Source organism: Deinococcus metallilatus, assembly GCF_004758605.1.
Classification (GTDB): domain Bacteria; phylum Deinococcota; class Deinococci; order Deinococcales; family Deinococcaceae; genus Deinococcus; species Deinococcus metallilatus.
On the sequence record NZ_CP038512.1, the window covers coordinates 1311744 to 1333718 of the forward strand.

At 68.9% G+C, this 21975-nt stretch carries 21 protein-coding genes and 1 pseudogene; 10 read left to right on the top strand and 12 right to left on the bottom strand.

Annotated features, from left to right (window positions below; all coding sequences use genetic code 11):
* Positions 1–37: 37 nt before the first annotated feature.
* Positions 38–1447, bottom strand: coding sequence for a hypothetical protein (locus tag E5F05_RS12330; RefSeq protein ID WP_129118927.1), 1410 nt, complete (start codon positions 1445–1447; stop codon positions 38–40).
* Between the two features lie 50 nt (positions 1448–1497).
* Here E5F05_RS12330 and E5F05_RS12335 point away from each other — a divergent pair, with 50 nt between their 5' ends.
* Positions 1498–2223 (top strand): metallophosphoesterase family protein, encoded by a 726-nt coding sequence (locus E5F05_RS12335; RefSeq protein ID WP_306461359.1) that lies wholly within the window; start codon positions 1498–1500, stop codon positions 2221–2223.
* Positions 2224–2229: 6 nt separating this feature from the next.
* Here E5F05_RS12335 and nudC read toward each other — a convergent pair whose 3' ends face one another.
* The 5 genes and pseudogenes from nudC to E5F05_RS12355 all read right to left on the bottom strand — a co-directional run bounded on the left by nudC (position 2230) and on the right by E5F05_RS12355 (position 6060).
* Positions 2230–2622, bottom strand: coding sequence for an NAD(+) diphosphatase (gene nudC, locus E5F05_RS21650; protein WP_241687150.1), 393 nt, complete (start codon positions 2620–2622; stop codon positions 2230–2232).
* Between the two features lie 55 nt (positions 2623–2677).
* A pseudogene (locus E5F05_RS22000) lies at positions 2678–3040 on the bottom strand (NUDIX-like domain-containing protein); the annotation flags it as partial.
* A gap of 15 nt (positions 3041–3055) precedes the next feature.
* Complete coding sequence (locus tag E5F05_RS12345; protein WP_129118928.1) at positions 3056–4168, bottom strand: vWA domain-containing protein; 1113 nt, start codon at positions 4166–4168, stop codon at positions 3056–3058.
* A 94-nt stretch (positions 4169–4262) separates the two neighbouring features.
* The gene (locus E5F05_RS12350; RefSeq protein WP_129118929.1) at positions 4263–5288 is read right to left on the bottom strand and encodes an ATP-binding protein; all 1026 of its coding nucleotides are present in this window, start codon (positions 5286–5288) and stop codon (positions 4263–4265) included.
* Between the two features lie 232 nt (positions 5289–5520).
* A complete protein-coding gene (locus tag E5F05_RS12355; RefSeq protein WP_129118930.1) occupies positions 5521–6060 on the bottom strand; it encodes a hypothetical protein in 540 nt (179 codons plus the stop codon).
* Between the two features lie 150 nt (positions 6061–6210).
* Here E5F05_RS12355 and E5F05_RS12360 point away from each other — a divergent pair, with 150 nt between their 5' ends.
* The 4 genes from E5F05_RS12360 (at position 6211) to E5F05_RS12375 (ending at position 12358) form a co-directional block, all read left to right on the top strand.
* On the top strand, positions 6211–6918 hold the full coding sequence (locus E5F05_RS12360) for an ArsR family transcriptional regulator (protein ID WP_241687151.1): 708 nt from the start codon (positions 6211–6213) through the stop codon (positions 6916–6918).
* A 175-nt stretch (positions 6919–7093) separates the two neighbouring features.
* Positions 7094–10216, top strand: a complete 3123-nt coding sequence (locus tag E5F05_RS12365; RefSeq protein ID WP_164973459.1) for a heterodisulfide reductase-related iron-sulfur binding cluster — start codon at positions 7094–7096, stop codon at positions 10214–10216.
* A 95-nt stretch (positions 10217–10311) separates the two neighbouring features.
* A complete protein-coding gene (locus tag E5F05_RS12370; RefSeq protein WP_129118932.1) occupies positions 10312–11157 on the top strand; it encodes a DegV family protein in 846 nt (281 codons plus the stop codon).
* A gap of 4 nt (positions 11158–11161) precedes the next feature.
* Positions 11162–12358 (top strand): serine hydrolase, encoded by a 1197-nt coding sequence (locus E5F05_RS12375; RefSeq protein ID WP_129118933.1) that lies wholly within the window; start codon positions 11162–11164, stop codon positions 12356–12358.
* Positions 12359–12368: 10 nt separating this feature from the next.
* Here E5F05_RS12375 and E5F05_RS12380 read toward each other — a convergent pair whose 3' ends face one another.
* Positions 12369–13385, bottom strand: a complete 1017-nt coding sequence (locus E5F05_RS12380) for a DHH family phosphoesterase (protein WP_129118934.1) — start codon at positions 13383–13385, stop codon at positions 12369–12371.
* Positions 13386–13479: 94 nt separating this feature from the next.
* On the opposite strand from E5F05_RS12380, the gene E5F05_RS12385 reads away from it, so the two are divergent.
* The 5 genes from E5F05_RS12385 to E5F05_RS21360 all read left to right on the top strand — a co-directional run bounded on the left by E5F05_RS12385 (position 13480) and on the right by E5F05_RS21360 (position 17711).
* Positions 13480–14157 carry a hypothetical protein gene (locus E5F05_RS12385; RefSeq protein ID WP_241687152.1) on the top strand — a complete coding sequence of 226 codons (678 nt, stop codon included), beginning with the start codon at positions 13480–13482 and terminating at the stop codon, positions 14155–14157.
* A gap of 59 nt (positions 14158–14216) precedes the next feature.
* Positions 14217–14849 carry an HAD family hydrolase gene (locus E5F05_RS12390; RefSeq protein ID WP_164973460.1) on the top strand — a complete coding sequence of 211 codons (633 nt, stop codon included), beginning with the start codon at positions 14217–14219 and terminating at the stop codon, positions 14847–14849.
* A 435-nt stretch (positions 14850–15284) separates the two neighbouring features.
* The gene (gene aceA / locus E5F05_RS12395) at positions 15285–16601 is read left to right on the top strand and encodes an isocitrate lyase (RefSeq protein ID WP_129118936.1); all 1317 of its coding nucleotides are present in this window, start codon (positions 15285–15287) and stop codon (positions 16599–16601) included.
* Between the two features lie 102 nt (positions 16602–16703).
* Positions 16704–17324: a hypothetical protein gene (locus E5F05_RS12400; RefSeq protein ID WP_129118937.1), complete on the top strand. Its 621-nt coding sequence runs from the start codon at positions 16704–16706 to the stop codon at positions 17322–17324.
* A 216-nt stretch (positions 17325–17540) separates the two neighbouring features.
* Positions 17541–17711, top strand: coding sequence for a hypothetical protein (locus E5F05_RS21360; protein ID WP_164973461.1), 171 nt, complete (start codon positions 17541–17543; stop codon positions 17709–17711).
* A gap of 9 nt (positions 17712–17720) precedes the next feature.
* Here the strand turns inward: E5F05_RS21360 and cdd are convergent, their stop codons facing one another.
* The 5 genes from cdd to E5F05_RS12425 all read right to left on the bottom strand — a co-directional run bounded on the left by cdd (position 17721) and on the right by E5F05_RS12425 (position 21755).
* Complete coding sequence (gene cdd / locus E5F05_RS12405) at positions 17721–18179, bottom strand: cytidine deaminase (protein WP_129118938.1); 459 nt, start codon at positions 18177–18179, stop codon at positions 17721–17723.
* Entirely contained in the window at positions 18172–19512 is a 1341-nt protein-coding gene (locus E5F05_RS12410) for a hemolysin family protein (protein WP_129118939.1), read from the bottom strand. The genes cdd and E5F05_RS12410 overlap by 8 nt, the downstream gene beginning before the upstream one ends.
* Before the next feature lie 262 nt (positions 19513–19774).
* The gene (locus tag E5F05_RS12415; protein WP_129118940.1) at positions 19775–20152 is read right to left on the bottom strand and encodes a diacylglycerol kinase; all 378 of its coding nucleotides are present in this window, start codon (positions 20150–20152) and stop codon (positions 19775–19777) included.
* Complete coding sequence (gene ybeY / locus E5F05_RS12420) at positions 20149–20616, bottom strand: rRNA maturation RNase YbeY (RefSeq protein WP_164973462.1); 468 nt, start codon at positions 20614–20616, stop codon at positions 20149–20151. The genes E5F05_RS12415 and ybeY overlap by 4 nt, the downstream gene beginning before the upstream one ends.
* A gap of 80 nt (positions 20617–20696) precedes the next feature.
* Entirely contained in the window at positions 20697–21755 is a 1059-nt protein-coding gene (locus E5F05_RS12425; RefSeq protein ID WP_129118942.1) for a PhoH family protein, read from the bottom strand.
* Positions 21756–21975 lie beyond the last annotated feature (220 nt).

Consider the following 21975-nt stretch of genomic DNA (forward strand, 5'->3'; position numbering starts at 1 on the left):
GCAGTCTGCGCTCTTGAACTGGCGTGAGCATCCCGCTTTAGGCGGAGTCCCCTGAGCCTGCCGCCTCCGCCCGCACGCTCTCGTCCGGGTCGCGGCTCAACTGTTCGCGCAGTTCTTCCGGCAGGTCTTCACGCGCCGCCACCGCCAGCCGCACCCCCTCATCAGGATCGGCGGCCAGGGCAGGCAGCAGCCCAGCGGGGAGGTCACGGTGGCGGGCGGCGGCGCGGCGCACTCCGGCATTGGCGTCGGCGGCCAGAGCAGACAGCGCGGCCTCACCGGGAGCTTCGGCGTAGGCGACGGCGCGGCGTACTTCCGCGTCCCGGTCGGCGGCGAGGCGGCTCAGGCGCTCCGGGCCGAGATCGGGCCGCACGGCGAGAATGGTGCGGACGGCGGTATCGGCATCGGCCAGCAGCGCGTCCAGCACGCTGCCTGCCAGGCCCTCCGCGCTGGCGACATGCAGGCGGATGTCCTGCTCGGGGGCGCGGGCGAGCAGCAGCACGGCGTCCTCCGGGAGGTCGTTGCGTTCCAGCAGGGCACGGCGCACCGTTTCCGACTCGGCGGCGGCGAGGCGGGCCAACCGTTCGGCTCCGGCGTCGGGGCGGCGGGCCAGGGCGGCGCGGACCTCGGGGTCGGCGTCATGTTCGGCCCGGTCCAGCCAGGCGGCGGGTACGCTCCAAGCTTGCAGCGCGGCACTCCGCACCAGCGGCTGCTCATGCCCGGCCAGCCACTCGCGCACGGCGCGGGGCAGGTCCACCCGCCGCGCCAGGGTCGCCAGCACGTCCGCGTCACCGTCGGCGGCCAGGGTCAGCATGCAGTCCAGAGGCAGGTCGAGCCGCCGCGCCACGCTGGCCCGCACGATGCTGTGCGCGTCCGCTGCCAGCGTCCGCAGCACGTCGCCGGGGAGGTCGGGGCGGGCGGCGACGGCCTTGCGCACGTCGTAGTCGTCGTCGGCGGCGAGCTGGCGCACCAGGGGTTCGGGGAGGCCAGCGCGGCCCGCCACCGCCTCGCGCACCTGCCACCCGGCGTCCCGGGCCAGGGCCTCCACCCGCTGGGCGCTCAGCTCGGGCCGCGCGGCCAGCGCCGCCCTGACGCCGAAGTCCTCGTGCCGCGCCGCGCCGTCCAGCACCCAGCCCGGCGCGCCCGGCAGGGCCAGCAGCGCGATCACGCCCTCTGCCGGAAAGGCGCCCAGCAGATTCGGGCGGGCCAGGCGCATCAGCGGGAGGCCGGGATTGTCCAGCACCTCGCGCGGGAACACCGGGGCGAGCGTTCCCAGCACCTCCACCGGCGTGTTGGGGTGCCGCGCCACCCGCGCCCGCACGCGGCTGTCCGGATGCGCGCTCAGGCCCGTCAGGGTTTCGGCGGTGGCCCGGGCCTCGCCCGCAGCCTCCAGCGCCCGCTCCATCCCCAGCGTCGTGAGGGTGCGGGGGTCGAGTTCCGAGAAGGTCATGGGGTCAATATCGCAGAAGGTGGCTGGCGCAAGGGTCCGGAGATGTCACGATGGCGGCCATGAGAGTGGCGATCCTGAGTGACGTTCACGGCAACCGTTTCGCGCTGGAGGCGGTGCTGGCTGACCTCCAGAACGCGGCGCCCGACGTGATCTGCAATCTGGGCGATACCGTCTGGGGCGGGGCCGACCCCGCCGGAGCCTGGGCGCTCCAGCTCCACGCGGCGCCGCCCACCGTGCGCGGCAACACGGACGAGTTCCTGACGGCGGCCCCGGCCGAACTGCAACCCCGGACCCGCACCTACCGCGCATTCGTGGAACGCGAGCTGGGCGGCGTGCCCCCGGAACTGGCCGCTCTCCCCCTGACGGCGACCGTTGCGGGGGGCGAGGTGCTGCTGGCCCACGGCAGCACGAACAGTCCCTGGGATGCCCTGTTCCTCACCGGAGAGGGGGAAGGCGTGCGGCCCGCCCTGCCCGGGGAAATGCTGGAGCGGGTGGCTGCCTGGCCCGGTGTCCGTGTGGTGGTCGTGGGGCACACGCACAGGGAGAACATCGCCTCGCACCGGGGCGTCACCTTCGTCAACGCCGGTTCGGTGTCGCGGCAGGGGCACGGGGACCCGGTGGCGCGCTGGGTGCTGCTGGAACGCCGCGCGGGCTGGTGGAACGTGACCTTCCGTCGCACGCCCTACGACACCGAGGCCGCCGCCCGCTGGGCCGAGGCCCACGCGCCGGACGGAGCCCAGGAGGCGCGGCAACTGCGGACCGGGCTGATGGAGTAAAGGCCCTCACTTCCCTCCGGCCACCGCGTCGATCAACTGGCGGCTCAGGCTGAAGGGCGCGGGCAGGCCGGGGAGTTCCGTGACCCGGTACCAGCGCGCATCCTCGATCTCGCCCGGCTGGGGCACGATGTCGCCGCTCACGTAGTCCGCCGTAAAAGCGATCATCAGCGAGTGCGGGAAGGGCCAGGGCTGGCTGGCGAAGTAGCGCGGCCCTCCGATCTCCACGCCGACCTCCTCGCGCACCTCGCGGCGGCAGGCGTCCTCCAGTGTCTCGGACGGCTCCACGAAGCCCGCCAGCGCCGAGTACACGCCCGGCGCGAAGTGGGGACTGCGGGCCAGCAGCAGCTCGCGCTCCGCGCCCTCGCCGCGCGTGATGAGGACCATGACGACCGGGGCCACACGCGGGTAGGTACACCGTCAGGCCACAATTCGGGCAGACTTTCGACAGCTCGTGACTACTGCGCCGGGTTGGGGTAGCGCAGGCTCCGCAGTACCGGTGCGTCCGGTCCCACTCCATCACCTGCCCCGCGTACCCGGCCAGGCCGAACAGGTCTTCGGGCAACACGCCGAAGGTGCCGCGCAGGGGCCGCAGCGTGTAGCCGCCCGGCACCTCGCCCACCAGCCGGGCGGCCAGGGCGGGCGTGCCGTCCAGCGTGCCGAGCGGGTTCACGAGGTCCAGCGGAAAATCCTCCAGGCGGCCTTGCGGCAGCGTGCCGTCTTCGCGCAAGAGGAGGCGGCCTCCCTCGAACAGGAACAGCAGCGCGTCTTCGGAGGGGGGCACGTGCAGGGACGGCACGAACGAGGCGGGGCGAATCACCCGCGCAGCATAGGCCTACTCTTCCAACCGCAGCACGTCCCCGAAGGGAAAGCCCTCGTCCTCCAGGCCGCCGGGAGGGACCACCCACAGCGTCGGCATTCCGGGGGCCTGCTCCGGGAAGTCGCCGTAGCCGTCCGTCAGGTAGATCAGCACGTCGGGCTCGTGCGAGTCCGCCAGTTTGAAGATGGGGCGGAAGTCGGTTCCGCCGCCGCCGACGGGTGCGGGAATCGTGTCACCGGGGCGTAGGGCGTAGGGGCCGTAAGCCTCGGTGTCCGCGTAATAGAGGATGGCCTTCACATGGGGGTACGCCCCCAGCACGCCCTGGACCTCCCCGACCAGCGCGCGCACCGCCTGGTCGTCCACGCTGCCGGACGTGTCCACCGCGATCAACGCGGTCAGTGACTCGTCGTCGAGCGCCTCCAGATAGAGGCCGCGCCCCACGAAACGGCGGTCGAAGCCCCCGAAGTCCACCGGCGTCCGCGCCAGGAAGCGCCACAGTTGCGCGCGCCAGTCCAGCCGGGCGGGGGAGAGGCGGGCCAGTTCGCGGTGCGCGCCCAGCGGATCGTCACCCTTGCCGCCGCTCATCGCGTCCACGCTGCGCGCCTGGGCGAGGGCCTGCTGCCACTGCCGCGCGGCATTCTGGCCGGGCTTGCTCCCCTTCGGCGGTGCGTCGGAGGGGGGACCGTCCAGCAAATCCTCCCCGGCCTCGTCGCCTTCCCCTTCCTCCTGCCCCTCCAGCGCGGTGTAGACCTCCTCCACACTGAGTTTTTCCAGATGCTCGTCGCGCTGGCTCTGCGGCGGTGTGGGCAACCCGGCGGCAGCCACCATCCCATTCACGATCAGGTCCGCCGCCCGGTTCCAGCGTTTCTTCTCGCGCGGCCCCCGCCGCTGAACGTGCGAGAGCGCCGCGTGCAGCACCTCATGCAGCAGCAGCCCGTCCAGCACATCGGGGGGCAGACTCGCCGCCACTTCGGGGTTCACGTACACCCGCTCGCCGTCCGTGCCCACCGCCAGCACCTCGCGCGAGGGCACGAACTCCGCGTGCAGCAGCAAGGTGGCGAAAAAGGCCGACTTGCCCCGCAGGCGCAGGCGCGAGCCGGAGATCAGGTGGTGGAAGTCGGGGGTCATCGCGCCTCTGGCGCGGGCGTGTGGCGCGTGGCTTGTGGCTTGTGGAAAAAGCCCACCCTTCTACAAGCCACAGGCCGCAAGCGACAAGCCGCCCTCACGCCCCCTCCGCCAGCGCCAGCGTCCCCTGCACCAGCCCCGCCAGCCGCTCGTCCCTTCCCAGCAGCCCGGCGAGTTCCCCCAGTTGGCCGAGGGCCTGGAATTTGCTGACCAGGGTGGCGATATACAGTTGCAGCCATTCCGGCCCGGCGGCGTCCGCGAGCCACTCGAAGGCGTGGAAGGCCTCGTCGGCATCGGCGGCGCGGGCGGCGAGGCCCACGACCGCTGCGTACCGCACGCTGGGTTCGTCGGGCAATCTCAGGCCCACGCCCTGACCGCGCAGCACCAGGCCCAGGTCGGGGAGTTGCTCGTACAGGCGCACGAAGGCGCTGAACTCGGCGCCCGCCGCATCACCAATGGCCGGGGCCACGTCCAGCCCGGCGCGGTGCAGTTGCGAGGCCATTTCCCAGGCGCGCGGACTCGGCCAGGCGGGTTGCGAGGGATCGAGGTGGTGCAGCAACTCGGGGCGGAAGGTCAGGAAGGCGATCACGTGTTCGTGCAGGCCGCGCCCCAACGCATACGCCCGCCAACTGTCGAAGTCGGGCCGCACGGTCAGGTGCAGGAAGCGGTTGGCGAGCGGCGCGGGCATGTCGAACACGCTGGCGCGGTCCTCCTTGCGGTTTCCGGCGGCCCACACGAACCAGCCTTCGGGCAGTACGTAGCTGCCCACCCGCCGGTCGAGGATGAGCTGCTGCGCCATGCCCTGCATCGTGGGCGGGGCCATGTTCACCTCGTCCAGAAAGAGGATGCCGTGGCCGGAACGGGGGAGAAACTCCGGTGGATACCACTTGCTCACGCCGCTGCCCTGGCCGTCCGCCTCGGGCACCGGCAGGCCGCGCAGGTCGGTCGGCGCGAGCTGCGAGAGGCGCACGTCCACAAAGTCCAGGCCGTGCCGCTGCGCCACCTGCGCCACCACGCTGCTTTTGCCCACGCCGGGCGGTCCCCAGATCATCGTGGACAGCTTGAGTTCCCCGTTGACCAGGGCGGAGAGGTAGGTTTGCAGTTCGGCGGGGGTGAGGCTCACTGAATCAGGGTAGCGCCTGACGCGCCCGTTTTTGGTGGGGTGCCGGAAGTGGAGGGGTTCACTGGACAGCCGCAGAGAGGGACAGGCTTTGGGCCTGCCTCTCTCTGCGTACCGTGCTGGTTTTATGGCGGCGATCAGAAAGCTTGTCGCCCCGGACGAAGTGAAGGGCCTCGCCGCTGCCAGCGGTGGGGGAGGCTCGGCGTTCCGCTCAGCCAACCCTTTTGCGCCCTGCCTAGAGGTTCAGGGTGCAGGTGGAAGACACCGATCCGCCGCCCGCGAGGTGCTTCATGGCCTGGATTTCCAGTTTGGGGGTCATGCCGGTGCCCCAGCGCGCCTCGAAGTCCAGTTCCTTGGGTTCGTTGGCGGTCATGGGATCGTCGATCAGCCAGATCACCTGCTGGGCACCCTGGATGGCGTTGTGGCCGAAGATGCGGATGCTCTGGGCGCTGGCGGCGAAGGTGTACGACAGCGTGGGGCTGGCGTAGTCGTAGCCGCCGTCGGCCCGGACGGTCAGGGAGCAGTCGGCGCCCGACAGCGTCTTGCCCGCATATGTTCCGGCCAGGCATGCGCTGGCCGCGGGATCGGAACTGTTGTTCACGACCGGGCAGGCCGCCAGGCGGGCGGTGATGCCCGAGCCGGGCGTGGGGTTCGGATTCGGGTTGGGACTGGGGTTCGGGCCGGGATTCGGGCTGGGGGCCGAACCGCCGCCACAGGCGGAGAGGGTCAGGGCCAGCAGGACGAGCGACGTACCTAAGACTTCACGTTTGGGCATAGGACTCCTTGGATGCAGCGGGAATGGGGGGGCAGGCCCAGGCCTGCGTGACCCGGTGGCCGAATGCTGCGGCCCGATGATGAATCAGGAGCAGCTTGCAATGAAAGGACCGTGGGCAAGCTGGGACCGGGGCCTTACACTGCGGCTGACATGAGCAACATGAGCAGCGCCGACCCGCTGGGGCGGCCCCTGGAGGTCCGGTCGGCTCCCATCACGCGGCTGTTTTCCAATTTGCGGAACGTGCAACTGCTGATGCCGTTCATGCGCCCGGGGGGCGAAACCGTCACCGGCCTGGCCCAGAAGCACCACCTGACCCTGAACGCGGCGTACCGCAAGGTCAAGCAGTTCGAGGCGCTGGGCCTGGTCCGGGTGGTGGCCGAGGAGGCCCGCCCCGGACGGGCCGTGAAACAGTACGTGTGCGTGACGCGCTCGTTTTTTATTCCAGCCGGTCAGATGTCGCTGGCCGAGACGCTCTCCGAGAGTTTCGGACGCTACCAGGCGGCCATGAACACGGCTTTCGTGCGGCACGCCCAGCTCCCGCCCAACCCGGTCGGCGGCCTGCTGCTGGTGGTCGAGGAGGGCGAACTGTGGCTGCTGCCCGCCACCCCGGGCGGTGAACGCTGGCGGCCTGATGTGCCCGGCACAGCCGCCATCCACCACGCGAGCGGTTCCCTGATGCTCGATTACGCCGACGCGCGGCAACTGCAACGGGAGCTGGTGGACCTCTTTGACCGTTACCGGGACCGCCAGGGCACCCATTGCTACCTGATGCACCTCTTCCTGACGCCGCTGGGCCTGACCCACGACCTGGCGCTGCCGCACGCGGGCTACACCGCCCGGCCCCTCGGGGGTTCCTGACCGGGCTGGGGGCGTATCGCCCTGGTCGGCGCAACCTCGCGGCGCCGCTCCCTTCCCTGGCCCCGCCTCCGCGTAGACTGAGACAACTTCCGAGCGTCCCGCCCGCGCCCGCTATACTTTGACCGAGTTCAATTTTCCGGGTTCAAAGTTCTGCCACTGTCCGAGGAGACTTGCCTTGCTGCCGCTGACCCACAAAATCCTGTTCTTCGTGTTTGCCCTGGTTGTCGGAATCTTTGGCGCCTGGGGCTTTTACCGCCTGTTCCTGCGGATTCGCCGGGGGACGCCCGCCAGCGAGGTCCGCTGGAACGAATTGGGGTCGCGCCTCTGGTACGCGGTCAAGACCTCGCTGACGCAGGAGCGCACCTTCCGCCGCCGCCCGGTCATCAGCGTGCTGCACGCCTTCATCTTCTACGGGTTCGTGTACTACATCGCGGTGAATCTGGTGGACGGGCTGGAAGGCTATTTCAACTTCCGTATCCTGTCCACCAACCCGCTCGGCGCCCTCTACAACATCCTGGCCGACCTCCTCAGCTTCCTGGTGCTGGTCGGCGTGATCGGCCTGGTGATTCGCCGCCTGTTCACGCCCAGCAAGCGCGACTTCCGCTTCACCGAAAAGACGCTGCTGCACCCGCTCGTTATGGACCGCTACATCCTGCGCGACAGCTTGATCGTCAGCGCCTTTATCACCTTCCACGTCGGCAGCCGCATTCTCGGTCAGGGCGCCAAGATGGTGCAGGAGGCGCGCGAGTTCGGGCATTACGACGCCTTCCAGCCGGTGTCGAGTGCGATTGGCGGCACGCTGTTCGGCGGCCTGAGTGACCAGGCGCTCGAAGGCTGGCGCATCTTCGGGTTCTGGGGCGCGCTGGGCAGCGTTCTGGCCTTCTTCCTGTATTTCCCGTACACCAAGCACATCCACATCTTTATGACGCCGATCAACTACGCGCTGAAGCGTCCGGTCGGCACCGGCGTTCTCCCCCCGATGAAGGGGCTGGAGGAGGCGATGGAGGCCGAGGAACCCAAGCTGGGTGTGGAGAAGCTGGAAGACCTGGAATGGCCCCGTCTGCTCGACGCCTACGCCTGCATCCAGTGCAACCGCTGCCAGGACGTGTGCCCGGCGAACGCCACCGGCAAGGCCCTCTCGCCCGCCGCGCTGGAAATCAACAAGCGGATGGAATTGAACGTGATCGCGGCGCATCCCAGCCCCTTCACGCTGCGGCCCGCGCCTTTCGAGACGGGCGGAAACACCTCTCAGCCCCTCCTCGAATACGCCATCAACGAGGAATCGGTCTGGGCCTGCACCACCTGCGGGGCGTGTATGCACGTCTGCCCCGTGCAGGACGAGCAGATGCTCGACATCATTGACATCCGCCGCCATCAGGTGATGGTCGCGGGCGAGTTCCCGCCGCAGCTTCAGACCGCCTTTCGCGGCATGGAGCGGGCCAGCAACCCCTGGGGCATCAGCCGTGACAAGCGTATGGAATGGGCCGAGGGGCTGAAGGTTCCGACGATTGACGAGAACCCCGAACCCGACGTGCTGTACTGGGTCGGTTGCGCGGCCAGTTACGACCCCGGCGCGCAGAAGGTGGCGCGGTCCTTTGTGCAACTGCTCGACAAGGCCGGGGTCAGTTACGCCGTCCTCGGCAAGAAGGAAGCCTGCACCGGCGACAGCGCCCGCCGCGCCGGGAACGAGTTCCTTTACCAGACGCTCGCGGCGGAGAACGTCGAGACGCTCAACAGCGTGCGGCCCAAGCTGATCGTCGCCACCTGCCCGCACTGCATGAACATGATCGGCAACGAATACCGGCAGATTGGCGGGCATTACCGGACGATCCACCACACCGAGTACCTCGAAACGTTGGTCGCGGCGGGCAAGCTTCCCCTGGCGCAACTTCAGGACGACGTGACCTACCACGATCCCTGCTACCTGGGCCGCCACAACGGCGTGTATGGCGCGCCGCGTGCGCTGATTACGCAGATGGCGGGCGAGGTGCTGGAACTGGAACGCAGCCGCGAGAACTCCTTCTGCTGCGGCGCGGGCGGCGCCCAGTTCTGGAAGGAGGAGGAGGAAGGCCGCGAGCGCGTGAGCGACAACCGCTTCCGCGAGATTCAGGCCCGGCTGGATACGGCCGCCGAGCAGGTGGCCGAGTACGAGCGCAGCGGCAAGGTGCTGGCGGTCGGTTGCCCCTTCTGCAAGTCCATGATGAACTCCACGCCCGAAAAGGCGAAGCGCGACGACATCGTGGTGAAGGACGTGGCCGAGCTGATGCTGGAAAGCGTGCAGCGCGCGACCGGCGAGTGGGTGGCGCCGACCGCGCTGCCGGAACCGAACGCACTGGAGGAATCCGACCAGCCCGTCGTCCCCAACGCCGCCGTACCGATGGACCGCACCGGGGCCACACCCGCCGCCGGTTCGCCCGTGACGGGCGTGACCAATGCCGACGTGATCAACGCGCAGCCCGGCAGCCCGGTGAATAATCCCGACACCGACCCCGAACCGCAGGCGGCGTACCCGGAAGACTTCAACGGGACGCCCCCGCGCAAGACGTGGGAGGCGGAAGCCGAGGCAGCCAGTGCGACTGTCCCCGCCGAAGCTGCCCCGGCCCGCAAAGCCTGGAAACCGAAGGCGAGCGCCGATGACGTGAGCGCCGCGCCTGTGAGTGAGGCCGCGACCACAGAAGCTCCCGCACCCACCCGCAAAGCCTGGAAGCCGAAAGGCAGCACGGACGAGGTGCAGGCTGCGCCGGTGGCGGAAGCGGTCAGCGAGCCGGGAGCCGTCGAGCCTGCGACCGCACGCAAGGCCTGGAAACCGAAGGCCAGTGCGGACGATGTGAGCGCGGCACCCGCGACGGAGACGGGGGGTGAGACGATTGTTGCCGAAACTGCACCTGCCCGCAAAGCCTGGAAACCGAAAGCCCAGGCTGCGGAGAGCGGGACCTCCTCTCAGGAACAGGCGACTGCGCAGGCGCCCGTCCAGCCGGAACCGGAGCCGACTGCACCGGCGAGCGGGCGGAAGAAGTGGGCACCGAAAGCAGCCACTCCGTCCGCCGAGGCTGCTCCTCCTCCCGGCGTGCCCGTTGGGGAGGCGACCCCGGCGGAAACCACTCCCGCCCCCGCGCCCACTTCCGGCGAGCGGCCCAGGTGGCAACCCAGGGCGAAGGCTGAAGCGGCCCCCACCGCCGAACCTGCCGCGGCGGCACCTCTCACCGAGCAGGCGCCCGTGGCCGAGGCGGGCCAGCCCGCGGCCCCCGAGCCGGGCGAGGGTGGCCGCAAGAAGTGGGTGCCCAGGAAGAAAGACTGAGGGCTGGAGCCTGGAAAGAATGCCGTCCATCCGGGCGGCGTTTTTTATTCATGCTGGCCGCTCCACCTCAGGTCACCCGCGTTAAGATGGCGTTCATGACTACCGCCATCGTCACGGACTCCACGAGCGACCTCAGCCCCGGGTTGCTCGCGCAATACGGGATTCGCAGCGTGCCGCTGTACGTGCTGTTCGACGGCAAGATGCACAAAGACGGCATCGACATCACGCCCGCCGACCTGTTCCGGGGCCTCAAGGAAGGCAAGAAGACGCCCTCGACCTCCCAGCCCAGCCCCGCCGAGTTCGCCTCCGTCTACCGCGAGGCCCTGGAGTCGGCGGATCAGGTGCTGAGTATCCATATCAGCGGGCAACTGTCGGGGACGGTGGGCAGTGCCCGGCTGGCGGCGCAGGAGTTCGGGGACCGGGTGACGGTGGTGGACAGCCGCTCGGTCAGCATGGGTCTGGGGATGCAGGTCCTGCGCGCGGCCCAGCGTGCCCAGGAGGGCCGCAGCGTGCCGGAGATCGTGGCCGAACTGGAGCGCGTGGCGCAGCAGGCGGATATTCGCTTCACGGTGGACACCCTGGATTTTCTGCGGATCAACGGGCGCATCGGGGGAGCGGCGGCGCTGCTGGGCGGCCTGCTGAACATCAAGCCGATCCTGACGGTGAAAAATGGGCGTGTCGAATCGGGCGGGCGTGTGCGCGGCCACAAGAAGGCGATGCAGGACATCGTGGACCACGTCCGCAAGTATGTGGAGGCCCACGGCGGGACGCGGGCGGCCTTCCTGTCCACCGTGGGCGGCGAGGACTATCTGCGGGAGGTGCGCGGGGGCCTGAGCGGCGTGCCCTTCGAGGACATGGGTGACCACCAGCTCGGCGCGGTGGTGGCGACCCACGCGGGGCCAGGGACCGTCGGCGTGACGCTGGAGCCCGTCACGGCCTGAGCGTATGGGAACGCCCCCTCCTGCCCTGCGGAACAAGGGCCGGTATCTGCTCGCGGCCCTGGCCCTCGCCGGGGGGCTGTGGGCCTGCCGCCGCCCCGACGCTGCCCCTCCCCGCGTGTCGGTGCAGGCGGCCGCTCCGGTCCGGCCTGAAACGGCCGTTGCCACAGCGGCACCTGAACCGAATGCCCCCGGTTGCCTCGGGAATGCGCCCGCCACGCTGCCCGCCCCGCCGCCGCCCCTGCCCCTCAGCGGCCGCCTGGGCCTGTGGGTCGCGGAGGTCGATCCGGTCACCCTGCGGCCCCTGCGCGCGGTCGCCTCGAACCCCGACGAGGTGTTCCCGCTCGCCAGCACCTACAAGCAGGCGGTGCTGTGGGCGGTGCTGCGGCAGTTCGACGCGGGCACCTTGCCGCCCACCGAACGCTTTGGCGTGACCCGCGAGAACCAGAGCCTGGGCAACTATCCCTACGACGGCACGACCGTCAAGGACCTGACGATTCGCATGATCCGCAACAGCGACAACACGGCCACCGACATCCTGCACCGCCGGGTGGGGCTGAAGGCCGTGCAGGCGGTGGCGGACGACCTGGGCCTGTGCCGCACCCGCCTGATCCTCCCCACCAAAGCGTGGTGGGCCGCGCAGGCGGGCCTGTCCGCCACCTTCAACGGCAAGCAGGGCTGGGGAGCCGCGACCGGGGAGGAGCGCGAACACCTGGCCGCCGCCATCGACGCCGACGCGCAGAAGTACCGCTCCGACTACCTCCAGCGCAAACTGGACGGGTATTTCGAGAGGGAGCCTGACCCACAGGACGATCTGCGTGTCCACAACCTCAGCACCCCCTACGAGTTCGCCACGCTCCTGGCGCACGAATACCTGCGGCCCGGCCTGAGTCCCCACGCCCTGAAGTGGCAGCACGAGGTCGCCGCGCTGGGTTTTGGCCGCTCGGCACTGCGGGAGGAAACCCTCCACAACGTCGCCGCGTTCTACGGGAAGGGCGGGAACGGCTGGCGCATCCTCACGTATACCGGCTACTTCCAGACCAAAGACGGCCGCCACATCGTCTACGCCTTCATGCAGCACGGGGCCGACCAGACGTACACCATGCCGAACACCCGCCGGGCCTTCGCCTGGATCAACGCCGGGATAGACGCGGTGCTGGGGGAGCAGCGGGCGGTGCCGGAGGTGAAGGCCGCCCAGCCGTGAGGCCGCAGGATCAGGCTCCAGCCTGCGCCGCGTCCACCCGGGCCAGTTCCGCCGTGATGGCCTGGTCCAGCAGCGGACGCACCTCGGCGTAGGGGAGGGCCAGGGTGGCGCCCGCCGCCGGGACGTGCCCGCCGCCCCCCAGCGCGACCGCGATGTTCTGCGCGCTGACGTCTCCGCGCGAACGCAGCGACAGTTTCACCCGGTCCCCGAAGTCCTTGACCATCACGGCGAGGACCGAACCCTCGGCCCCGCGCAGCAGGCTCACGTAGGATTCCACGTCCTCCCAGGAGGCCCCGGCGCGCTGCACCATCGCGTCGTCCACCCGGGCGAGGACCACGCGGCCCCCGTGCAGGAATTCCATCGTGCTCAGCACCTCGCGCAGCAGCAGGTAGTAGGTGCGGGGGTTCTGGCCGAGCTGATCGTTGATCCAGCCCAGCCGCGCCCCGTGCGCCCGCAGCCGTGCGGCGGCCTCGAAGGTTTCGGGCGTGACACTGTCGAATCTGAAAGACCCGGTATCGGTGGACAGCCCCAGCATCAGCGGCGTGGCGATGGCCTCCGACCAGGGGGCGCACAGAGCGTCCACCACGTCCGCGACCATCATCGCGGTGGCGGGCCGCCCCGGGTCCACGACCAACGCGGCGGCCCGGCGGGCATTGGTGCCGTGATGGTCCACGTTCACCACTTCGCCCGTGAAGGTGGACAGGTCGGCACCTGCCACCCGCGCGGGGTCGTTGTTGTCCACGTCCAGCACCGCGACCAGGGCCCCGGCGGGCCATTCCGCGAGCGGCGGGCTGAGTTCGCCCGGTCCGGGCAGAAAGCGCAGGTAGCGGGGGACGTCCATCGGCGCGATCACCGTCTTGCCCAGCGCCCGCAGCGCCCGCGTCAGGCCCAGCACACTGCCCAGCGCGTCCCCGTCCGGGTTCTCGTGCGAGAGGACCACGATGGGGCCGGGGTGCTGCCTCAGTTTGGCCGCGACGGCCGCGACGTCCTGGGCATAGGCGGGGGCAGCTTCGTTCATGCCGATCATGGCGCCGAGTATAAAAGGTCTAGGCAGACCGCAGGTTCGGGCCGGTGAGAGCGTGGGAATGCTTCCGTCCCGGTACCGCGCTATCCTGCCGGGCGTGCCCGTACGGCTGGACCTGGCGGCCCTGACCGCCGACGAACTTCAGGCGCTCCTCGGTGAAGAGGCCGCGCAGGGACGGCTGCCGGACGTGAGCCGCGCCCGCCTGGAGGGCCGTTCCCTCCCCGGCCCCGTCCTGCACACTGCCCTGACCTTCGAGGCCCTGGAGGAACGCGCCTGGGGGGCCACGCCCCAACAGGCCCGTGCCCTGACGGCGCTGGATGGCGAACTGCGCGCGGCGGGGGCCGAACCGCTCGGTATGTACTACGTGCCGCTGCTGAGCGAGCGGCGTTACCTGCGGGCCTATCTCTTCGGGCCGGAGGTGGCCGCCGCGCTGCGCTGGAGCGAGACGCCCCATTCGCCGCGCATCGCCCGCCCCTTCGTGCAGGCCGTCACCTGGCTGCGCGACCGGGCCAGCGGTGTGGCCTGCGTCTTCAGCACCACCGCCGCCGAACCGCCTGTCCCCGCTCTCAGCGAAGAGGTGGACGTACGGTTCCTCCCCGCTGCCTCTCCCGCGGACCTGCTGGCGGCACACCGCGCCGCCGTGCTGCGTCACGGGCGGGGCGGCAAGGTCGGGGGTGCCGAGGGCTGGGTGCGCGCCTGGCAGGAACTCCGCGCGCTGAACGTCGCCGCCTGGACCCGCCGGGGCCTGCTGCTGGAGGACAGCGAGGCGGGGTAATGTCCCGCGTCTGCACAGCCGCCCTGCCCGGTCGGGTCCGCTGGGGCAGAATGCGCCGCATGACTGATCCCACCCCCGCCCGTCACGTCGCCTTCGACTGGGGCGGCGTCTTCACCGTCGGCACCTTCGATGGCCGCAGCACTCAGAACCTCGCGGAGCGCAGCGGCGTGGACGTGGAGCGTGTCCGTGAGAGCTACTTCCGGCACGTGCGGCAACTGGAAGTGGGTGCCTGGACCCTCCCGCAGTTCTGGCAAGTGATGCAGCAGGAAACGGGCATCACCCTGCCCTACGCCGACTTCGAGGCCTTGTACCTGGGCAGCATCCGCGACAACCTCCCCATGTACACCACCCTCGCCGCCCTGCCCCGTGAGGTGCGGGTGGGCCTCCTCAGCAACAATTACCCGGTCGTCTGTGACCACCTGCGCCGCGACCCCCGCTTCGCCCGCTTCGACGCGCTGGTCTTCAGCAACGAGATTGGGCAGAAAAAGCCTCATCCCGACGCCTTCGCCGCGCTCGCAGACGCGATGGGCGTGCCCGCCTCCCAGGTCGCCTTCGTGGACGACGTGCAGGAGAACATCGACGCGGCGCAGGCGGCGGGCTTTCACGGTCTGCTCTACCACCACGACCACCATGCGACCTTCGAGCGCGAACTGGGGGCGTGGCTGGGTCTGCCAGTCGGCGCTTCCGGCTGAACTGGGGACCGACGCGACTTGATATGTGAGTCCATGTAGGACAACGTTTTTCTCCCTCTCCCCTTGCGGGTGACTCGTAGAGCCGCGAAGCGGACTTGTAAAGCTCCGCAGGAGAGGGCTGGAGAGAGGGGTGGCAGCCCAGCTTGCCCTCACGACATCCCAGTGCCACTTGCATTTCCACCCATCACAGGGGCTTTCGCGTAAGCCCTGAACGCCCCCGCGCCCCCAGCCCCCCGGTGGGCGCCTCGCTTTGGCCGTAGTGGTGTACCCGCCAAAGTGGTGTACCCCGCTGTCCCACGAGTACACCATCTCTGAAGTGAGGCTGCCTCACCCACAATGACCTCACTCAACACCGAGGCCGCGAGCCTCAACCGAAATCTCCCCGCACCTGCCCCCCGGGCAGGCCAGCCTCTCACACCCCCGAAGGAGCCGACCATGACCCCCACCCCCCGCACCCACGCCGAGATTCTGGAAAAGACCTGGAAGACCGAGGAACGCTGGCAGGGCATCCAGCGCAACTACTCCGCCGACGAGGTGGTGAGGTTGCGCGGCAGCCTGCCCATCGAACACACCCTCGCCAAACACGGCGCGCAGAAGCTGTGGCGGCTGATGAAGGAAGAACCCTTCGTGAACGCGCTGGGCGCGCTGACCGGCAACCAGGCGATGCAGCAGGTGAAGGCGGGCCTCAAGGCCATCTACCTCAGCGGCTGGCAGGTCGCGGGCGACGCCAACAACGCCGGGCAGATGTACCCTGACCAGAGCCTTTACCCGGCTTCTTCGGTGCCCGACGTGGTCAAGCGCATCAACAACACCTTGCGCCGCGCCGACCAGATTCAGCACGCGGAGGGCAAGGACGACATCGACTACTTCGTGCCCATCGTGGCCGACGCGGAAGCGGGCTTCGGCGGTCCCCTGAACGCCTTTGAACTCATGAAGGCGATGATCGAGGCGGGTGCGGCGGGCGTCCACTTCGAGGACCAGCTCGCCTCCGAGAAGAAGTGCGGCCACCTGGGCGGCAAGGTGCTGGTGCCCACCTCCCAGTTCATCCGGACCCTGAACGCCGCGCGCCTCGCCGCCGACGTGTCCGGTGTCCCCACCGTCCTGATCGCCCGCACCGACGCCGACGCCGCCAACCTGCTCACCAGCGACATCGACGACAACGACAAGCCCTTCACGACCGGCGAACGCACCCCCGAGGGCTTCTTCTACGTCCGCCCCGGCATCGAGCAGGCGATCAGCCGCGCCCTGGCCTACGCCCCCTACGCCGACGTGATCTGGTGCGAGACGAGCGTGCCCAACCTGGAAGACGCCCGCCGCTTTGCGGAAGCCGTCCACGCCAAGTTCCCCGGCAAGTTGCTGGCCTACAACTGCTCGCCCAGCTTCAACTGGAAGAAGAATCTGGACGACGAGACGATTGCCAAGTTCCAGCGCGAACTCGGCGCGATGGGCTACAAGTTCCAGTTCATCACGCTGGCGGGCTTCCACAGCCTCAACTACTCGATGTTCGAGCTGGCCTACGGCTACGCGCGCAGCCAGATGAGCGCCTTCGTGGAGCTTCAGGAAAAGGAATTCGCCGCGCAGGACCGGGGCTTCACCGCCGTCAAGCACCAGCGCGAGGTGGGGACGGGCTACTTCGACCTCGTCAGTACGGCGGCGGGTGGCGGCCAGAGCAGCACCACCGCGCTGGCGGGCAGCACGGAAGCGCAGCAGTTCGGCAAGGGAGAGAAGGAGATGGTCGCTGCGCACGACTGAGCCGCAGCAGGTCATGACCGCCAAGGGAGGGGAGAGCCGAGAAGGGTTCTCCCCTCCCGGCGTTCGTCATGTCGCCGTCATTCGGCGTACATAGGCTGGGCCATGCTTGCGCTTCTGCTGGTTGCCGCCGCGTCCACCCTGCCTGTGCCGCCGACACCCCAGGTCGAAATCACGTTTCCGGACGCCGCCCCTGTCACCGTGACCGGGCCGGAGAACTCCGCGCAAAATGCCGAGTACCCCTGGACGCATCAGCAAACGCTGATGTCCCCCCGTGGGGACGCGGCCGCCGTGCGCTTTTGCTGGCAGATGAGCAAGTACGGCAGTTGTCAGGTTGACCTGGCCCGGCCCGGTCAGCCGGTGCTGGAACTGAAGAACAGCAACGTGACGCGCTTGCTCTGGACGGCGGACGGCAAGTACCTGATCGGGGCGGGCGAGAACACGGTGCGGCTGTGGAACCTGACGGGTGGCAGCAGGGCCGCCGTCCCCAGACCGTTTCTCGGCGGCAAGCAGCAGAGCGTCTCACACATCGGGCGGCTGTGGCTGAGAGACGGTGACCTGTGCGTGGCGATGAACAGCGAGGTCTTCGGTCCGAATGGTGGGTACGCCACCGGGCAATTGATGACCACTACCCGCTACGCCCTCCCCATCCTCAAGCCGCTGGAAATCGTCACCCTTCCCGCGCGTGAGGGACAGGAGGCTCCCTGCCACATGCCCCAGACCTAACCGTGAGCGCCATAGGGAAAAAAAGAGGCGGAATGCCGCCCCTTCCCCGCTCTGATGACCTTTGACTCTATTGAAAGATGCGTCCTCAACCGCAGCCGGGGCGCGTTTTGTTCTTCACCCGGAAGTGTTCGCCCTCTCCGGAGCCTCCTGCTAGGCTGAGCCTACTTTGCCGACGCCCGCGAGGAGCAAGACAGCCAGAGAGTTATGGGGAGAAGCATGAATCCGAAAAAGCAGAGCCTTCTCTCGTCCTGGCCTCTTGTCCTGTCCCTGCTCATCCTGCTGCACTTCATTGCCTCGCTGGTGGTCCACAGGGTCTACCACGCGGGAAGTGTGGCGGCGTCGCTGCTCCTGCTGCTGTATTTTGCGTCTGCCAGGGCTGAGAAGTAGTCTCTTCGCCTACTCCGTCCCCACCTCGTGCCCGTCGTCGCGCTGCTCCAGCCGGAAGCCGTGCGGCAGGAAGTCGCGCACGTAGCCGCTCACCACGTCGCCGTGCTGGTTCACGCAGACCACGCGGGCACCCGGCGCGAACTCGAACAGCACCTGACGGCAGGCCCCACACGGGCTGGCGGGCGGCGTGGCCTCCGAATACACCACGATATCGGTGAACTCGCGCCCTCCGGCGGTCGCCATCGCCTGCACGGCGCTCTGTTCGGCGCAGCGGCCCAGGCCGTAGCTGGCGTTCTCGACGTTGGCGCCGAAGTACACCCGGCCGTCCGGCGTTCTCAGGGCCGCGCCGACGCGGAACTTGCTGTAGGGGGCGTAGGCCTGTCTGAAGGCGGCCTTTGCGCCCTCCAGCAGTTGCGGATCGGGCGTGAGGTTCAGGGCGTTGGCAGCGGGGGCGGTCGGGCTACTCATGAACAGGGTCCTCCACGGGTTCCAGCGGGTCGGGCATGGGTGCACGCTCCACGCGGACGCGGGTGACGCGGCGCTGGTCGGCGTCCTCCACCGTGAAGGCCCAGCCGTTATAGACGAAGCTCTGGCCGATCTCCGGAATATCCCCGAAGTGGCTGGTCATGAAGCCCGACAGGGTGTCGTACTCGCCCTCGCCGTCCTCCAGGTTGGTGCCCAGGCGTTCTTCCACCTCACCGACGGTCAGGCTGGCGTCCATCAGGTAGATGCCCTCGCCCAGCACCTCGATCAGCGGCACCTCGTCCTCGTCGGTTTCGTCGTAGATCTCGCCCACGATCTCTTCCAGCGCGTCTTCCAGCGTGACCAGGCCCGCCGTACCGCCGAACTCGTCCACCACGATGCTCATATGCGATTTCTTGTCGCGCATCTTGGCCAGCAGGTCGTTGATCTTCATGCCCTCGGGCACGAAGTACACCGGGCGCATCACGTCCGCGATCATGGTTTCGTCGAGCTGGTCGAGGTGGCGCAGCATGTCGCTGGTGTGCGCGATGCCCACGATGTTGTCGGCGGTGTCCTGATACACCGGCACGCGCGAGTAGCCGTGTTCGGCGCTCAGTTCCAGCAACCGGCGCAGGGGGGCGGCCCCGTCCACCACCACCATGTCGATCCGCGGCGTCATCACCTCGCGCACGGTGGTGTCGGAGAGGTCGAAGACGTTATAGACGAGTTCCTTCTCCTCGTCCTCCAGCACGCCCTCCTGGCTGGAGGCGCTGACGATCATGCGGATTTCCTCTTCCGAATAGGCGGTGTGGTGCCCGGCGACAGCCTTGAGGCCCATCAGCCGCAGCACGAAGGCGCCCAGCCCGTTGAGGCCCAGGATCACCGGGCGGAAGATCGCCGTGAACAGCACCAGCGGGCGCACCAGCCTCAGGGCGAGCTGCTCGCTTTTCTGGAGGGCGGCCGACTTCGGTACCAGTTCGCCCAGCACGATATGCAGCGTGGTGGACAGGATAAACGCCAGCGCGAAGGCGGCGGGCTGCTGGTAGCTGGCGGGCAGGCCCGCGCGGTTGAACAGCGGCTCGGTCAGGTGTTCGATGGCCGGTTCGGCAATGAAACCGATCAGCAGGCTCATCATCGAGACGCCGAGCTGCACGGCGGCGATATAGAGGTCGAGGCGGCCCAGCACGCGCTGAACCATCCTGGCGGCCGCGTTGCCCTCCTCGACCAGTTGGTCGATTTTGGTGCGCCTTACGCTCACCAGCGCGTATTCGACGGCCACGAAGTACCCGTTGGCGAGCACCAGCAAGAGTAGCGAGGCTACCCGAATCCAATCATTCATCTGTTCGCGCGCTCCATCGCGCCCCGGCGTCCCGCAGGGCCCATGCTGCCCACCCCGCCCGCAGGAGGGCCAGGTGTCGGTCGCCGGAATCAGTTGTCTGCCACAGCAAAAAGCCCGCCCACAGACGGTCAGGGCCGGGCGTCAGGTCAGAGCCAGAACTGGGAGGCTCCATAGGCAAAAAGAAGTCTATCACAGGGAGGCGCACCGACTGGGGAGAGGGAACCTTTAGGCGGCCTTGAGGGGAGTGAGGAGGGTGAGCGGCTCAACCCAAGAAGCGCAGCAGCGGCGGTCCCAGCACCGCCAGGCCGACCAGCAACGCGCCGAGGCTGGCGACCAGCACCGCCCCCGCCGCCCCGTCCTTCGCGGCCTTTGCCAGGGGGTGAAAGCCGGGGCTGGCGAGGTCCACCACCGCTTCCAGCGCGGTGTTCACCAGTTCCAGACTCAACACCAGCGCGCAGGACAGCAGGATGGGGGCCAGGGGTGCGTGAAGCAGCAGCGCCAGCGTCACGGCGAGAACGCCCAGCCACACCTCGATCCGGAAGTTCGCCTGGGTGCGGTAAGCGTGGGCGATGCCTGACCACGCGAAACCTGCCGAACGCACCCAGCGGCGCAGCGAGAGGGCAGGGCCATCTGACCTCATACGCCTGGAGGCAAGGCGGCCTGCGCAGCGGCCCAGGCCTCGTGGAAGACCTGCCATTCCGGCCCGGTTGCCCCTTCCTCGAAGCCCAGGCCCTCCGCGTGCGGGTGGTCGTGCCCCACCAGATGCGTGAGGCCGTGGCTGGCGAGCAGCGCCACCTCGCGTGTGAGGGAATGCCCCCGCGCCGCCGCCTGCCGCCCCGCCGTGTCCAGACTGATGATGATGTCCCCCAGGTGCGGCGGCATGAAGGGGTCCCCCGGCTCCCAGGTGGGAAAACTCAGCACGTCGGTGGGGGCGTCCTCGCCCCAGTGTTCGCGCTTGAGGGCGCGGATGGCCCGGTCACCCACCAGCACCACCGTCACCTCGCGGTCCTCCACGCCGAAATGCCGCATGGCCGCCTCCAGACTGGCGCGCAGGGCGGGCCGCAGACCAGCGGGCGGGGTCTTGCGGGCAATGAGGTCGATCACGGGAACAGGATAGGGCAGAGTGCAAAAAAGCAGAGGCAGAGGCCGCTCCGGCGCTCTGCCCTCTGCTCCCGGCTCCGGGCCTACCTGTCCCCTTCGGCCTCCGGGATACTGGCGAACTCGCCCCGGCGGGCGGCCCGCTTGTCCTGCTCGGCGTCCTCGGCGGCCTCGTAGGCCCTGATGATCTTGCCCACCAGCGGGTGACGGACCACGTCCACGTCGGTGAACTCGTGCCAGGCGATGCCCTCGATGCGGCTCAGGACGCGCTTGGCAACGGCCAGACCGCTGGTCACGTGGCGGGGCAGGTCGATCTGGGTCACGTCGCCGGTCACCACGACCTTGCTGGAAAAGCCCATGCGCGTGAGGAACATCTTCATCTGCTCGCCGGTGGTGTTCTGCGCCTCGTCGAGGATGACGAAGGCATCATTCAACGTGCGCCCGCGCATAAACGCCAGCGGCGCCACCTCGATCACCCCGCTCGTCAGGTACGACTCGAACTTCTCCTGGTCGAGCATGTCGTACAGCGCGTCGTAGAGGGGGCGCAGGTAGGGGTCGATCTTGGCCTGGAGGTCGCCGGGCAGGAAGCCCAGGCGTTCGCCCGCCTCCACCGCCGGGCGGGTCAGGATGATGCGCTTGACCTTCTTGGCCTTGAGGGCCTGCACGGCCATCGCCACGGCCAGGTAGGTCTTGCCTGTCCCGGCGGGGCCGACGCCGAAGGTGATGTCGGAATTCTCGATCTTTTCGAGATAGGTCTTCTGGCCGGGCGTCTTGGGCTTCAGGCCGCGCGGCAGGCTCAGGCCGCTGACCTGCGTTTCCTGGGCCAGGCTGCGGCCCTCGCCACTCAGGCGGGCGCTGCGGAGCAGGCTCTCGGGGGTCAGTTCGCCGCCCGTTCTGACCACGTCCAGCGCGTCGCGCACCATGCGTTCGGCGGCCTGCACGTCGGCCTGCTCCCCGGTGATCGTGACGGTTTCACCCCGCGCGATGATCTTGGCGGGCGTCAGCTCGCGCATCCGCCGCAGGTTGGCGTCACCCGCGCCCAGCAGGGCGAAGGCTTCACGCTGGTTGCTGAGCTGCACCGTGGCGGTGTTGCCTGCAGCGGGAGAGGAGGTGGGGGTGGGCTGACCGGGGGTACGCTCTGTCAATGTGGCTCCTGTCGGGTGTGTCTCCGTGCGCCAAAACGCACTCTCCCCCCAGCGGTTCTCTGGCGGGAGTCAGGAAAGGAAAGAGGCATTCGGACCCTCATATTTTCTGGCGTTCGGGCCGGGGGAGACGTGGGGCGAGGCACAATCTCCTGCCCACCGGGTCAAGGTTCAGGAAAGGGTAAAGTGCCGGGCCGCCGTTGCCGACGCGCCGGAGGCTTGC